The 14734-nt window shown below is 47.8% G+C and carries 12 protein-coding genes; 2 read left to right on the top strand and 10 right to left on the bottom strand.

The window, feature by feature from the left end; all coding sequences use genetic code 11:
- Positions 1-116: 116 nt before the first annotated feature.
- A complete protein-coding gene (locus QU605_RS05540; RefSeq protein WP_289724282.1) occupies positions 117-1448 on the top strand; it encodes a YfcC family protein in 1332 nt (443 codons plus the stop codon).
- 59 nt (positions 1449-1507) lie between these two features.
- Here QU605_RS05540 and QU605_RS05535 read toward each other — a convergent pair whose 3' ends face one another.
- The 3 genes from QU605_RS05535 to QU605_RS05525 form a co-directional block, all read right to left on the bottom strand.
- A complete protein-coding gene (locus tag QU605_RS05535; RefSeq protein ID WP_289724281.1) occupies positions 1508-2260 on the bottom strand; it encodes a DUF6090 family protein in 753 nt (250 codons plus the stop codon).
- A gap of 267 nt (positions 2261-2527) precedes the next feature.
- A complete protein-coding gene (locus tag QU605_RS05530) occupies positions 2528-3382 on the bottom strand; it encodes an aminotransferase class IV (RefSeq protein WP_289724280.1) in 855 nt (284 codons plus the stop codon).
- A gap of 164 nt (positions 3383-3546) precedes the next feature.
- On the bottom strand, positions 3547-6246 hold the full coding sequence (locus QU605_RS05525; RefSeq protein WP_289724279.1) for a prolyl oligopeptidase family serine peptidase: 2700 nt from the start codon (positions 6244-6246) through the stop codon (positions 3547-3549).
- Positions 6247-6524: 278 nt separating this feature from the next.
- On the opposite strand from QU605_RS05525, the gene QU605_RS05520 reads away from it, so the two are divergent.
- Entirely contained in the window at positions 6525-7085 is a 561-nt protein-coding gene (locus QU605_RS05520) for a hypothetical protein (RefSeq protein ID WP_289724278.1), read from the top strand.
- Between the two features lie 91 nt (positions 7086-7176).
- Here the strand turns inward: QU605_RS05520 and QU605_RS05515 are convergent, their stop codons facing one another.
- The 7 genes from QU605_RS05515 to QU605_RS05485 form a co-directional block, all read right to left on the bottom strand.
- Entirely contained in the window at positions 7177-8433 is a 1257-nt protein-coding gene (locus QU605_RS05515; RefSeq protein ID WP_289724277.1) for a spinster family MFS transporter, read from the bottom strand.
- Positions 8434-8543: 110 nt separating this feature from the next.
- Positions 8544-9077: a hypothetical protein gene (locus tag QU605_RS05510; protein ID WP_289724276.1), complete on the bottom strand. Its 534-nt coding sequence runs from the start codon at positions 9075-9077 to the stop codon at positions 8544-8546.
- A 299-nt stretch (positions 9078-9376) separates the two neighbouring features.
- Positions 9377-9784 (bottom strand): DUF4345 domain-containing protein, encoded by a 408-nt coding sequence (locus QU605_RS05505; RefSeq protein ID WP_289724275.1) that lies wholly within the window; start codon positions 9782-9784, stop codon positions 9377-9379.
- 67 nt (positions 9785-9851) lie between these two features.
- Entirely contained in the window at positions 9852-11852 is a 2001-nt protein-coding gene (locus QU605_RS05500) for an amidohydrolase family protein (protein ID WP_289724274.1), read from the bottom strand.
- 51 nt (positions 11853-11903) lie between these two features.
- Entirely contained in the window at positions 11904-13601 is a 1698-nt protein-coding gene (gene ggt / locus QU605_RS05495) for a gamma-glutamyltransferase (RefSeq protein WP_289724273.1), read from the bottom strand.
- A 98-nt stretch (positions 13602-13699) separates the two neighbouring features.
- Positions 13700-14161 (bottom strand): RES family NAD+ phosphorylase, encoded by a 462-nt coding sequence (locus QU605_RS05490; RefSeq protein WP_289724272.1) that lies wholly within the window; start codon positions 14159-14161, stop codon positions 13700-13702.
- The gene (locus QU605_RS05485; RefSeq protein ID WP_289724271.1) at positions 14158-14598 is read right to left on the bottom strand and encodes an Xre family toxin-antitoxin system antitoxin; all 441 of its coding nucleotides are present in this window, start codon (positions 14596-14598) and stop codon (positions 14158-14160) included. The genes QU605_RS05490 and QU605_RS05485 overlap by 4 nt, the downstream gene beginning before the upstream one ends.
- Between the last annotated feature and the right edge of the window lie 136 nt (positions 14599-14734).

Genomic DNA, 14734 nt, shown 5'->3' with positions numbered 1-14734 from the left:
AATCAGCCGTTGACTATTTATAAAAGGGGTCTTAGCCCCCCTGTTAAAAATCCCTACATTTAAGATCTGAGCCAGTGACCCATTTGTTGGAGCGGAACAAAAATCACCAACCATTTATGAGAAAATTCCCTAATGCGTTTGTAATCCTACTCGGAGTCATCGTTTTATCCTGGATTTTAACCTTTTTAATCCCTCACGGAACTTACGAAAGGGTTACCGATCTGCAGAGTGGTCAGACGACGGTAATCGGAGGGTCTTACCATGAAATTGCCTCTGAGTCCCTGAGCTTTTTTGATTTGCTCCTGGCCATTCCACAAGGCCTGGCGAGTCGTGCGGATTTGATTGTATTAATCCTCCTTTTGGGGGGATGTTTTTATCTTATCGAAAAGACGGGTGCCCTTGGACAGGGGTTACAGGTTGTTGTAGATCGTTTGAAAGGCAGGGAAGCATTGGCCCTTATCCTGGTTTCAATTTTATTTGCTGCCGCCGGGGCTACCATTGGATTACAGGAAGAAATCATTGCACTTGCGCCTATCCTGATACTATTTTGCCGCTCTATGGGGTATAATTCCCTTGTGGCCCTGGGTATAAGTTATGGCTCAGCGGTTTTAGGGGCAGCTTTCAGTCCGATAAATCCATTTGCTGTAGTCCTTGCCCAAAAGGAAGCGGAACTCCCTTTGCTTTCCGGGTCGGGATACCGCCTCGTCATTTTGGGTATTGCCCTTGTCCTCTGGATTTGGTATTTGTGGCGCTATGCCAGAAAAAATCGGGTTACCGCGGTTCCCATGAAAACAGAAGGCGCTGGTATTAGCTGGCGAACAGGTTTAATTCTGTTTCTGCTTTGTCTGACTTTTGCAGTTGTAACCTATGGGTTGATCACTCTGGATTGGGGTTTTAACGAAATTTCGGCTTGTTTTTTTGCTCTCGGTATTGCTTCGGGGCTAATTGGTAAAATGGGTATTGACCGAACCGGACTGGTATATATCGAAGGGATGAAGGAAATGACCTTTGCGGCTATCATTATGGGGATGGCCAGCACCATTCCCTTACTGCTCGAAAAAGGACAGATACTGGACACCATTGTCTACGCGCTCTTTACTCCGATTGAGAACCTGCCCCCCAGCATTTCTGCCCTGGGAATGATGGGGGCACAGGCCATGCTGCATTTCCCAGTTTCCAGTTATTCAGGTCAGGCTTTATTGAGTATGCCGATTTTAACGCCATTGTCCGATCTTATGGGAATCTCCCGCCAGGTATGTGTACTGGCATATCAATACGGGGCGGTGACGATGGACTTTATCGTACCGACCAATGGGGCCTTGATGGCGATTATCGCTGTAGCCGGGATTCCTTATAACAAATGGATACACTTTATCTGGCGCCCTCTTTTAATTTTGTTTTTGGTAGCAGCCCTTGGGATTGTAACCGCGGTGTTTACAGGGATATAATACCCGATGGACCCGGTTCGATAGCCCTATGAGACAGGGGCCGAAATATACGTGAGGGATCACTCCGACCCGGTCAAAAATCCCTCAATTTGATTTTGAAGTTTTAGTATTTCCTCCTGGTAGGTTTGCAGGTATGCCGTGTGAAACCCAAGGTTTCGCTGCATCCCAAACAGGTCGCCAAAGAGGGTGTTATTTTTACGAAAGCCCAGGTCTTCGGCCGAATCGAACTCACTGGATTTTCCAAAAATAAGCTCAATGCTTTCACGGTTCATCAGCAGGGGGGTGGTGTTATCCACGAACTTCCTGGTGAGGTCTTTAACGCGATCCTGCATGCCAAATAGGAGGTTGCCTTCAGAATAAAATTTGGAGATGTTGGTGCGGAGACTATCGTTTGAAATAAGGTCGATGTTTTCGGCGGACAACATATTGTCAAAGGCCACCCGGTTGGGTGTATAAACACTGAACTCGGCAAGTGCCGGCATGTTTCCGAGAATGGTCATCATGGACTCCGCGTCGGAGGATCCTTCCAATATGGAGGTGAGGCAGAGCTGTATAATGGAATCTTTTCTTTGGTTATGGGCGATAGAATATGCCACATTTCCAAAATCGTCTTCCAGATTCGTCCGAATCTCCTTCAAATATAATATCTCCTTTTTGCGCTGCATGCGCTCCGTCTGCCAGGAATCGATTTGCAAAGCCAGGAGGATACCGATAACCACAAGTGCAATTTCCCCCAAAGCGTAGAAGACATACCGACGTGTCTGCCCGTTTCTGATAAGATTTTGACGGATATTCCTGAAGAATTTAAACATATGGACTTCGGCCTTGTCTGCTTAAAATACAAAAATTAGCAGGAATTTCATGCTGCACCTGTCCCTCTGCGGGCAGAGCATCCCAGATTGCAAAGGTTCGGACCGGAACGCTTTTCTCAAATCCCCGTACACCAAAGGTTATCGTTACTGGATTTCCAGTTTCATCCTGCCACAAGGATTCGAAGTTTTGAAGTTGTGTAAGGTTCTGGTTGATCGTCGATCTGCCCTTTCAAGTCCGAATGCTCCACACATCAGAACACAGCGTTCCTAGCGGAATTTCAGTTCTAAAAAAGCCTCCTGAAGCCTCCGGGTTACCGGACCCATGCTTTCGGGATAAACAGTTTTTCCGTCGACTGTCGATATGGGGGTGATTTGCGTACTGGTCCCCGTTAAAAACGCCTCGTCCATTTCCAGGATCTGGGATGCGGGAATGCCCTGCAGCTGTACTTCAATTGACAGGGATTTACAAAGCTCCAATACCACCTGTCGGGTAATGCCATCGAGGATGAGGTGATTCGCAGGATGTGTATGGACCACATCGTTTTTTACGAAGAATACATTTGAGTGCGAAGCTTCTGTGATTATGCCATCGCGTTCAAATACAGTTTCATAGCAGTTGTGCGATTTGGCAAACTCATTGGCCATCACATTGCCTAAAAGGGAAGTCATTTTGATATCGCATCTCGACCAGCGAAAATCTTTTTGAAGCACTACGGCCACCGGGGTATGATTTATATCCGGCAGGGTTTTGGGCCAGGCGTACATCATTACAGTAGGTTGTATTCCAGCGGGATAGGAGTGCTGGCGCGGGGCTACACCCCGGGTAACCTGAATGTACAGCAAGCAATCCGCTTCTTCCAGGCCAGATGCGCTTAGCAGGGTTAGGATTTCCGTCTCCAGTGAGGATACGTCCAGGGAAATATCAATTTTCTCCAGACAGGTTCTGAGTCGCTCCATGTGGGCTTCCCGGTAAAAAAACCGCCCCCGGATTCGGGCCATAACTTCGTAGATGCCGTCCCCGAAAATAAATCCCCGATCAAAGACGGATATCCTGGCATCTGCAGCATCCAGGATTTCCCCATTGAGGTAAACTTTAGCAGGGTATGAATAGGTTTTCTGCACCGATAAATAGACTTTAAATCACGTTATTAAGATAAGGCGTTTTGACCAGAACAGGAGTTCAGATTGGCTGCCATCCCACAATTTGGAATTCCGGAAGCCGCTATCTTAAGGCTATCATAGCCAGCGGAGTATGAATTGGCTTTTTGGATTTCACGCAAATACGATTACTTTTCTTTGACTACCCGGAGTCCGGTGTGCTCCGTTGCACTTGAAGGGTGCTGGGCTGCAGGATCCACAAAATCATAAGCGCTGTAATCATAGGATTTCAGGCCCGAGGGGGTCTGGTAGTACTCCGCGGCATTCCCCCCAAGGTCGTACACCATAACTTCATCTTTTAATTTTACCATCGGATGGCTGCCCGTATTACGGATAAGTGATGTTTTGACTTCCTTCAGTTTTTTCTGCAAGTCTCCGACGTCCAATGCAGTAAGCTCATAACCCGCCAGGGTGTTCAGGTTATTCTGGGTTTTGTATGCCTCCCGGGCTTTTTTATGTAATCGCTCCGCTTCTTTCTCATTAGGAAGCCGATACGTCGCTCCGGTTTTTTCCTTCAGCCATTCCAGATAGGCACGAATTTCCGATTCACTAAGAGCGGTCACCGGGGAATTGGCGTGGAGCCTATCATAAGATTTCCCCGTAAAGGCATGATACTGAGCAAGGGTCACTTCATGAGTGCCTATCGCAATGGTGTCTTTTCCCAGGCTTGCGGTTGGGGGGATCAAAACGCCATCAAATGTAGTTCCAATCAGCCCGTCATCTGACATGTTTTTTTGCATGGAAAGAAGGGAAGCCAAAGGGCTATCCTTTTTAAAGGCCTCGTTTTTTGGTTTGGTGTCTTCAAAAAGATACTGGTCAATCCAGGCAATTTCCTCTTTCATTTTCCGTAGCTGATGGGTGATTTTCTGCAACCCATGCGGCTGACCGGGGAACCAGAGGAATTTTACAGGAGCCTGTCCAACTTGCTGCAGCCCTCTGTAATATTCCCAGCCCTGGTCCCTTGGGACCGCCCGGTCTTCGCTCCCGTGAAAAATAATTGTAGGGGTTTTGATTTTCTCGATCTCGAAAATAGGGGAGTTGTCGATATACCACTCATTGTAGTGTTTACCATTGGTGTCATCCCAGGGCGCCCCCCCGAAGTAGCTCTGGTCGAAAGTTACTCCAAAGCGGCAAGTGCCGTAATCTGAGGTCCAATTGATATCACCTGCGCCGGGTGCTGCCACCTTAAACATATCCGGGTATTTTAGTGTCATCCAGGTGGCCAGGATCGCACCGTTGGACCAACCCATAAGCCCGAGCTTATCCATATCGATAAGTCCCTGGTCATTCAGATACTGTATGCCGTTGTATAGGTCAATTTGCTCCAGGGAGTAGTAGTTGCCGTTTTTTATGGATTCAATAAAAGCCAAATTGTGGTTGCCGGACCCGTGATAGTTGGGTTTGAGCACAAAGGCACCCTTATCCGTATAGATTTGCGGATAGGTGGACCAGCGTTCTGACCATTCATCCTGATCCACTCCCGTAGGCCCGCCATGTATACTCAGGATCAGGGGATAGGTCTTTCCTTTTTCGTAGTTTTTGGGGTAATACAGGATTCCGTTAACCTCCTCATCATTTGCGCCTTTCCAGTAGATGATTTCGGATTTGGCAATCGGCTTCTTTTTTAATTTTTTATTCAAGGTGGTCAGGATTAAGGGATCCTCCAGAGATACATTTTTTCTATTTACCTTCAGGGTTGCCACATAGTATTCCGGCAGTTTAGAAGCTGTTGAATGTGTGTAAATGACGCGATCCGTCTCCTGATGGAAAGCAAGGATATTGGTGTGGTATTGAAGTTCCCCCAATTCAAAGTCCTTCCAGTTCCAGGTGTTGCCCTCTTTTTCGAAATAGCGAAGCTTTTGGAGCGGGCCATTTGCAAGCTGTACTATAACGTGAGGCCCATCCAGGAAATAGGATCCGGACAACCCATTCTCCCAGTCCAGGGGTACTTTTATAAAGTCTTTGCCCAAAAGGTCAAAATAGTAGAGCTCCCTGATCCCAGCCCCATTCCATTCCGGATCTGACGAAGTTTCTGCGTTAAAATAAAATCCTTTACCATCTTGGGTAAAACGAAATCCACCGGGACTTTGCAGCCCTTCCAGAATGGTTTGTGAAGTCCCTTTTTTAATATCCAGGAGCACATAGTTTGGTTTTGGATTGCCATCGGTGTTGTAGTCCGGGGAGGTGATTTCCTGGTAGACGATATACGCCCCGTCCTCAGAAGCCGAATAACTGTTTATCCTGTATGGGTTTTGGGTGAGGCGGGTGGTTTTTTTGGATTTCAGGTCAAAAGAATACAACCGGCGTGGGTTCCAATGGGCGGTATCCTCTACCACTGTTGTATTGTCCTTTTCATATGTAATGTCATACAGGGATTTTCCTTCTCCCGAAATAAATACAAGGGCACTGTCTCCGAGCCGTGAAAGGGAACTAAGGCCGTTTTCAAACTTGGAAACCTCTTCGGCTTCACCACCCTGGAGTGATAGTCTCCACAGGGACTTCCCTTTTTCACGACTGGATTTGAAATAAAGGGCGTTTCCATCTGCACTGAAAACAGGGTTGGATTCACTCTCCACGGAACGGGTTAATTGAATAACTTTTGGGGTATCGCTTACATTTTCAAGTCTTGTGAGGTAAAGATGGTTCACAAACTTGTCTTCTTTAACCAACCCCTTGCGCTGCAGCCATACGATCTTTGAGCCGTCTTTGGAAAAAGAAGGCTGGGTAAGGTAGACGGTGTTGATGATTTCTTCTGGGGTCCATAGATCTTCTTGTGCCGATAGAGCAATGGTGATCAGCAGGAAAAAAAGGGTGGAGATACGGTTCATGACTTGATTTATAGGTGTCGGATGGGTGATGGTATTCTGATGCGTAAAGATAGTATTTTCATCGGTTGACGGGAAGAACCGGCGAAGCCTCAAGTGCCCTGGAAGCCCTAAGCAGGATAGGGTATTAAGCTGCCATCTGAGACTCGATAAAATACCTTAGAATTCAGATGCTGTGTCGATGCCTTGTCACTTGTCTCTTTATCAGCGCTTTTGATCCGTACCGGTTTCAAATGTCTTCAAAATTTAGTTTCTTGTAAAAGCGAAAACACTATTTACCCATGTACCATTCCAGTACTTTGAAACTTTTAGGCTGCCTGCTGGGGATTCTGCTTTTATCTCATGCCAGGGGTACCGCACAGTGTGAATTCCTGAAAAGTGATATCGAGGATGTCCGCAGTAATGCCATGGAAGTGCTTCGTATTTCAGATACCTTAGAAACTTTTGCTATCCGGACAACCAATTACCGTTCGGCCCGCTCCAATAGCCGGAAGGCACAGATTTATGCTGGAGAAATCCTGGCGGCCACATACCGTATTTCGACCCGGGCAGCTGAGGCGAGACAAAGGGCTGAGCATTGCGGGGTCGAAGGTGCGGCCCAGTATCTCACGGGTGCAGATAGGTATGCGGAGAGAGCCAAAACCCTTGCAGACAAGGCATTTGGACTGGCGAAAAAAGCCTATGCTTCCAGAAACCTCAGCACTATTCAGCGGTACCTCAACGAATCTGTAACTACTGCGCGCGAAGCCCGGAAAGCCGCTATTCTTGTTGCACAGCAGGCATCAGAGGCCCACTTTTGCTGCGGCGGACAGGAAATCGTTGTTGCGGCCGGAAGGGGGTAGGAATGATTCCAAACCGCAGGGATTCAATGAAATACCCGTTACAGAAGGTCTACGCTGTTTATCTGCTCAATTGCTGGAAGGCGTTTGGAACCTAACCGCTTAGCACTTCCTTTAAGTAATGTCTTGAGGCCAAGCCAAAAAACAGGATTGCGAGTGTTTGGGATAAAAAGATACCGCAAAACGCCCATCTCAGACTCAAGTCTCCGTATTCAGGTTGAAATAAATCGCTTAAAAAGCCTATAGTCAGGGGTCCCAGTCCCAGCCCTATAATATTCAGAATCAGGAAGAGGACAGCAGAGGAAAAGGCCCGCATCCGGGCACTTACAAGGCTATGGGTAACCGCAATGGCAGGGCCCAGGTAGGCCCCAAGGAGGGCAGAAACCATGAAAATCATCCAAACCACTACATTCAAGGAGTCCGAAAACAGATAGATCCCAAAGGGGATCAGGGCCAATAATGCCGATACCATAGGAAGCCAGATATACCAGCGCATATCGGATCTTCTCATCTTATCGGCCAGGTAACCTCCCAAAAATGTACCTAAACCGCCCCCAATACCGAAGGAGATGCCCAACAGATATCCCGCTTTAGAGATATCAACGCCGTGTACCCGCTGTAAAAAGGAGGGTAAAAAGTTACCCGCACCGTAAGATCCGAACGCGATGAAACCGGATCCGAGGGCAATAAAGACAAATGTTTTTTTACCCATCAAGGTTCTGACAACATTGGAGAGTGTAAGATTTTCTGAGCTCAGCTGAGGGGGATCAAACCTGCCTTTTGGGGGTTCTTTTACAAAAAAGTAGATCAGGACCGCTAAGAGCACACCCGGAATCCCAACGGCATAAAAAGCAACACGCCAGCCGTAATGTTGGGCGAGCACACCCCCAATGGTAAACCCGACAAAGATTCCGATATATATCCCCACAGAGTAGATAGAGAGGGCAGTAGCCCGCTTCTGGGGCTCGAAGTAATCCGATATGATGGAGTGGGAGGGAGGACTGCCTCCCGCTTCGCCTATTCCGACTCCGATCCGCGCAAAAAGCATCTGTACAAAATTGGTCGCCATTCCAGAGATAACAGTCATGAGCGACCAAATGGCCAGGCTGGCACTTACAACATTTTTGCGATTCCCTTTATCTGCCAGGCGTGCTACGGGCAGTCCGAGGGTGACATACAGGGCAGCAAAAGCCAATCCGGTCAAAAGTCCTAACTGGGTATCGCTAAGACCAAGATCTGCTTTCACAGGTTCTGCCAGGATAACCAGCAATTGACGATCGATAAAACTAAAAGTATAAACAAGGGTCAGTATGGCGAGGACTACCCATTTATTCTGATTCGTCTGCGCCATTTTAGGGAGATAAGAACTATACCTCCTAAGTTAGATAAATAATTTTAACCCTGTATCCAGTCAATAATGGAGATTCGAACTGCACTTACAAAGCTCTGAGCTAAAGATACCTAGTATTCTATTAGCGTGCCGGCGAGGTCGTCCCTGGTCCGGACCGGATTCCTCGTATTTCCCAGAAGGGGTTCGAGTGTAGCTTCTTTAAGGTAAAAGGTCCCAACGGAGTTGTCCTCGTAATAAATATTGATTTTCAGGGGATTACCTGATCTCAGCGGCCGTCGTGTTACCAGCCTGGATTCCCCTATTTCTATACGCTGCATACTGACCGAAAAACCATCCTTCAGAACCTTGTAAAGGTAATCCAGTTCCAGATCGGTGGCATGGAATTGCAGGGCCTTTATCTTACGGTCAGAAGTTGTGTCATCCCAGTACCATAGGGTATAATAGGGAGACATGCCGGTTACCTCGGAATATTCGATAAAGGGTAGTTGCAGGGTAGAAGCCCTGGCAGATCCGACAATTACTTTGTTTTCCTGTATAACATCACCTATTTGCCCCTTCGCCTCTGGGGCGGCTAAAAAGAGCATCAGGCAGAGCGCCACAAGCAAATTGCTCCTGCGACTGGAGGATTTAAGGTACATGTTCATTTTCATATAGGTTCTCCTCCAAAAATAAGGTAGTTAATTGAGAAACAGGCAAAATAAGCTCTTGAAAGTCCATTATTCGACCATTTCACTAAGGATATCGATAACTGTCGCTCAAATGAATTTTCCTGTAAGACGTAATGCTGTATCCTTCGTTGAATGGCAACCTGTTCAGGTTCCCCCGGGCCCCGGTTCCCGAAAGAAACGCTTTCCCTTTAAAAAGGTAGTCAGGTAGCCTTCTATCCCCTGATTACAGGCGTAGGGTCAATAAAAAGGACGCAGGTACCTGCAGGGAACAGGAGCTACTCAGAGGTTTTGCCATCCGCCTTGAATTTCCGGAATTGGTAGAGGGCGAAAAAGGCCAAAACCCATTCGCCAACTAAACCCAGCGCAAAGGCAGGAGACGGGATACCGTCCAAAATTAAACTTAAGACCCGTCCAGAGCCCAGGCCGCCCATAAAAGCAATATTGAGGATGGTAGCGGATTTCCATAGGGCAGGTTTCACGATTCCGAGATACCAGACGATTGAAAATGCCAGATACAAGCCCATGATGGCCCTAAAAACATTGTACAGATCGGGAGAGGTTACCTCAAAATCAAAAAGCCAGGGTAGCGATACGCCAGGGTATAAACCATAGATCAGGGCCGCTGGAATGACAATGAACAGGGAGATGCTCAAATGCAGATTTTTCAGCTTCAATAGCTTCATAGAAGTACTTTTCCAAAGGGGTTAATGTGCTGAAAAACAGTTTATAGAAGAAACTAAATAAAGTTCTCTATTCAAAGTGTTTTACACCAATGGCTTCGTATAATTCTTTTGATGTATAGATGTTTCCATCCTTTATGGTGAGTTCTACCCTGCGGATATCTGAGATATCTGAAAGTGGATCCCCATCTATCAGGATGAGATCTGCCAGTTTACCCGCTTCAATGGACCCGAGCTTCGACCCATATCCGCTTACTTCTGCTGCGGTAAGTGTAGCCATTTTAAGCACATCGGCATTGGAAATACCGGCTCGCACGTAATTTTCAAGTTCATTGTGCAGGCCAAACCCGGACATGGCGTCCGTTCCAGGAACAAGGGTTATCCCGGCCTCATGCAGTGTGCGAACCATTTCCAGCAGGTTTGCAAAGGAGTCTTTGTATTGCTTTTCCTGACCTTCCGGAATCGGCAGGCCACCGGAATAAAAGCCCCTGCTCACTTGTACGGGCAGGCGGTCAAGGATTGCCTCAAACATCGGATCGGGTTCCCCTGCTTTGGTCGTAAGCATGCCTTCGAAGATCGATACCGTTGGATCTACCACGATGTCCTTAGCTTTTAAAAGTTTGATAAAGTTTTGGAAGTCAGTTCCATTGACATCTATTTCATGGGCGTGTTTCCCGATCATCGAAAACCTGAGGGGAGTACGGGTATCTATGGTATCCGACATAAAATTCAGGGCGATCATATTGATGTGCTGGATTTCGTCGTATCCGTCGGCCACGGCTTGCCGGGCCAGCATATGGGCCGGAATATGACCACTCACCCTGAGGCCGAGTTCATGTGCCTTGGCCGCAAGCGGCTTTACCCAGGCCGGATCTATGGAACTGTAGAGTTTAATTTGGTGGTAGCCCCTTTCCTTATAGAACGCTATGGCCTCCAGGCCCTCATCCAGAGAACTGATAATTTTACCAATGGGTCCGGCGTAGGGACCTGCCTGGTCTATAAAACCACTCATTACCAGGATGCGCGGCCCGATAACCGAATTGTTGTCAAACTCATTGGCTATGTCAGGCAGATCGAAGGAATTAGCCAGATCCCGTACCGAAGTAACCCCGCCAGCCAGGTTCAGTATACCGTCGGACCGGCTGAGGTGGGTATGCATATCAAAGAGGCCGGGCATCAGGGTTTTACCCTTCCCGTCTATCACTTCTGCGGCTTCGGGAAGTGCTTCACCCCCCGGAAGTACGGCCTTAATGGTGTTTCCGTCAATGACTACGTGTCGGTCGCTGAGGTTGGTTCCCGTTTTTGAATCAAAGAGGGTGACATTCGAAATAATTACCTTCCCTTCCGGGGTTTTGGTAAGTTCTCTGGCCGTTTTAGCGTAATATGCCTTTTCACTGGCCAGCTGGATTGCCAGAAGTTCGTCCGTAACGGATTCATAACCCTGCTTGATCGCCGTCAGCCATGAAGAGGGGGCGGCAAAAAACCGATCGCTGGTGTCAAACCAATAATAGTTCGGGGAGAAGCCATAGCCAACAACTTCAATAAGTTTCAGATTCAGCGTATCCCCCAGTTTTATTTCCTCAATTGCGGATATACTCAGCCTGCCGCTTGGGTAAATTTCCAACGATTTATTGGGTAAAGAAAGCATTTTTCGGATCAGCAGTTCCACATTCCCATAGCCGCTGTTTACCCCAACATAAAACCCGCCCCCGGCTACTGCTGCTTTGCCATTTTCTGAGGTGCTTTCCCATGTTGCTTCATTCTCAGAAATGACAAAACGTTCGCTAACGGTATCCTTCAGGTAATTGTGGCCTGTTATTTCTATAGACTCCGAGTATCCGTCAGCATTCAACCTGATGGTTTCCACCAAATGCGGGCCTCTGCCGCGATCGTTGTATTCCATTTCGTACTGATAGGCTCCTTCCGCAGATCGCCAGCTCTTGAAGTAGCCCGCTTCATTGTCTCCAAAATAGAGTTTGTAATCTATGGGTTGATAGGCGACCTCCTTTTTTTCAGGAGTACAGGAAATGGCAATCAGGGCTAAAAAGAACCAAAGGGAAATGGACTTCATTTGAGGTGGTTTAGGGGTGTTGGTTATTGAAATTATTTTATGCAAATGGGTTTAGTATCCGGCAGCCTGTCCGTCTTTTCTGGATTCGGATGCTCCGGTATACACCCGGTTATCGAGATCGATTCCGATGGCCTGATAGCCTCCGTAAATACCCACCCCGAAGGAGATGCGGTGTCCTTTTTTGCGAAGTTCCCGGATTGTGCCGTAATCAAATCCACTCTCCATATTTAAGGTTCCCCCATTGGTCATTCGGGACCCGGTGGGTTGGGAACTGCCTGCGTGGCGTATCCTGGGGGCATCTCCGGCTTCCTGCAGATTCATGCCAAAGTCGACCAAATTGATGACGATCTGGGCATGTCCCTGGGGTTGTACTGCCCCGCCCATTAGGCCGAAACTGACATGGGGTTTCCCATCCCTGGTGATAAATGCCGGGATGATGGTATGAAAAGGTCTCTTACCGGGCTCGAGGGCATTGGCATGGGTTTTATCCTGGACATTGAACATCTGCCCCCTGTTCTGAAGTACAAACCCAAGGCCATCGGGAACCATGCCGGAGGCAAATTCCGAATAGATACTTTGAATGAGGGAAACGATATTCCCATCCTTATCGGCTACGGTTAAATAGGTGGTGTTGCCCGACTCGATTTCCATATCGCCGGCGGGATAAGCGCGGGCAGATTCATCGGGACCAATCAATTCCCTTCGGCTTGCTGCATATTTTTTAGACAGAAGTTCGGAAAGGGGGATGTTGTTGAAAGCCGGGTCGGCATAGAACTTGGCGCGATCCTCATAGGCGAGCTTTTTCGCCTCTGTGAGGACATGAATATATTCCGCACTCCCAAAACCCATGGCTGCGATATCGTAGCCCTCCAGGATGTTCAGCATTTGCAGGGCTGCAGTACCCTGGCCGTTGGGTGGCAGTTCCCAAACATCAAACCCGCGATAATTGGTGGATACGGGTTCAACCCACTCCGAGGTGTGACCGGCCATATCCGAATAGGAAAGAAAACCGCCGTGTTTTTTCATGAACGCATCAATAGTGCGGGCAATGTCTCCTTTGTAAAAGGCATCCCGACCTCCCCTGGCTATTTTGTCATAGGTATTGGCCAGGTCCGGATTCTTAAATACTTCTCCTTTGGCGGGCGGTGTACCCCCGGGTAAATAGGTCTGTGCGAACCCGGGTTGATCCTGAAGTCCTTTGTAGTTGGAAACCATTTCATAGGCGATTACCTCCGATACCGGAAATCCATCACGCCCGTAACCAATGGCCGGTTGTAGAATTTCCGCCATGGGAAGCTTTCCGAATTTTTTATGGAGTTCGAACCAACCATCCACACAGCCGGGAACGGAGACCGGCAGTGGCCCATAAAGTGGGACGTATTTTATCTCCCGTTCCATAAAATATTCGATGTTCAGGGACTTAGGGGCCCGGCCACTGCCGTTGAACCCAAAGAGTTTTTTTTCCTTCGCATCCCATACAATGGCGAAAATGTCTCCGCCGATTCCACAACTGGCGGGTTCTACCAGGCCGAGAACGGCATTTGCGGCAATGGCGGCATCCATAGCCGAACCACCTTTCTTAAGGATTTCAAGGGCAGCCTGAGTGGCCAGGGGCTGGCTTGTGGCCGCCATGCCATTTCGCGCAAGCACCTCGGAACGCGTGGTAAAGGTTTCTCCTGTGAGGCGGTCCTGGGCATAAACTCCATTAAAGAGCAATTGGCACAGAATAAACGAAAACAATTTATACATGGGATCTGATTTGAAGTCCTAAAAATAGGGAAAAGTATCATGCCGGGCCGCCAAGGGCAATACGGGGTTTCCCATAAAAGTTTCTGAAGGTAAAAAACCTAAGGCCTGAAAAGCCGCTGATCAAAAATGAAGGGTTCACTGGAAAGTATTTTGGCCTGATGGATTTCCTTGTGGAGCGGGTTTATCAGGTAGTTGTAGTCGCCCTGTACAATGGCAGAAGGAACTTTTAAAACCAGCGCTTTCCCTTCCCGGATAAAGGCATCGCCTTCCCTCTGGGTGAAATCAGAAGGGGGGTGTGTTTTCCAGTTTACGGACTCCAGTCTTTTCTCAGGATAGTTTCGGATCAGTGCATCGGGTATTTCGATAGCGGTGAGAAAGTAGTCATTGGGGACAATATGCAGGGGTACGTGGACGGCCACTTCCAGATTAGCAAGCGCCCTCGATTGGGCGGTGTAGATCATACGGGTACCCTTGTTGTTCCACCGTCCTCCAAATTTTTCAGCCCCAATTCCGGACAGGTCCGCACTATACGTTTTCTTGCTTAGCCTGTAGACGATCATGCCAGTACGCCGTGCTGAATCCGACCCAGTTCATCTCTTACCATGTCGATGCCGATACTCGTATCCAGGAGGTCTTTTGGGCGGATTCTCCCAAAGGCGATATTGACTGAATCCATCCAGGTATAAAAATGTTCCTGATTTTCAAATACGGTCCTTCCATAATGAAGCAACTGGTAGATGGATACAATTCGTTCGCTCTGTTGTTGCCTGAAAACCTTGCGTTCCTCCCGGTGCCTTTCCAGGGTCCTGCTTGAAATATTGAGGTATTTGGCCCATTCCTTGGCCGTAAAAGGGGCAAAGTCCAAAATTTTGGCAAACTCGGGGTAGGGGATGCCTTCCCGTACCAGTTTGATCAGGTCGATAGATCGTTTGTCATCATTCCAGGAAAACGAGATACCCCCGTTATTCTCAATAAATAGTTTTTCAGCGGATGCCATATGAAATCCAATTATGTTTAAATATACGACAAATGTCGCAAATAATATGACAATTGTATAATAAAATTTAAGATTGCCGGAAGGGCTCAGGGGTTTACCGGTCTTAAAAGGCTATTGTGTTTGGAGGTATGAGATG

The sequence above is a fragment of the Robiginitalea aurantiaca genome, assembly GCF_030380815.1.
GTDB classification, from domain to species: Bacteria; Bacteroidota; Bacteroidia; order Flavobacteriales; family Flavobacteriaceae; genus Robiginitalea; species Robiginitalea aurantiaca.
The sequence above is the reverse complement of the archived record's forward strand: the minus strand, read 5'-3'. Positions and strand labels throughout refer to the sequence as shown.

Coding starts and splice junctions, on each gene's coding strand:
- QU605_RS05540 (WP_289724282.1), top strand. CDS start 117: ATGAGAAAATTCCCTAATGCGTTTGTAATCCTACTCGGAGTCATCGTT.
- QU605_RS05505 (WP_289724275.1), bottom strand. CDS start 9,784: ATGAAGCTATTGAAGCTGAAAAATCTGCATTTGAGCATCTCCCTGTTC.
- ggt (WP_289724273.1), bottom strand. CDS start 13,601: ATGTATAAATTGTTTTCGTTTATTCTGTGCCAATTGCTCTTTAATGGA.
- QU605_RS05485 (WP_289724271.1), bottom strand. CDS start 14,598: ATGGCATCCGCTGAAAAACTATTTATTGAGAATAACGGGGGTATCTCG.
- QU605_RS05490 (WP_289724272.1), bottom strand. CDS start 14,161: ATGATCGTCTACAGGCTAAGCAAGAAAACGTATAGTGCGGACCTGTCC.
- QU605_RS05515 (WP_289724277.1), bottom strand. CDS start 8,433: ATGGCGCAGACGAATCAGAATAAATGGGTAGTCCTCGCCATACTGACC.
- QU605_RS05510 (WP_289724276.1), bottom strand. CDS start 9,077: ATGAACATGTACCTTAAATCCTCCAGTCGCAGGAGCAATTTGCTTGTG.
- QU605_RS05500 (WP_289724274.1), bottom strand. CDS start 11,852: ATGAAGTCCATTTCCCTTTGGTTCTTTTTAGCCCTGATTGCCATTTCC.
- QU605_RS05525 (WP_289724279.1), bottom strand. CDS start 6,246: ATGAACCGTATCTCCACCCTTTTTTTCCTGCTGATCACCATTGCTCTA.
- QU605_RS05520 (WP_289724278.1), top strand. CDS start 6,525: ATGTACCATTCCAGTACTTTGAAACTTTTAGGCTGCCTGCTGGGGATT.
- QU605_RS05535 (WP_289724281.1), bottom strand. CDS start 2,260: ATGTTTAAATTCTTCAGGAATATCCGTCAAAATCTTATCAGAAACGGG.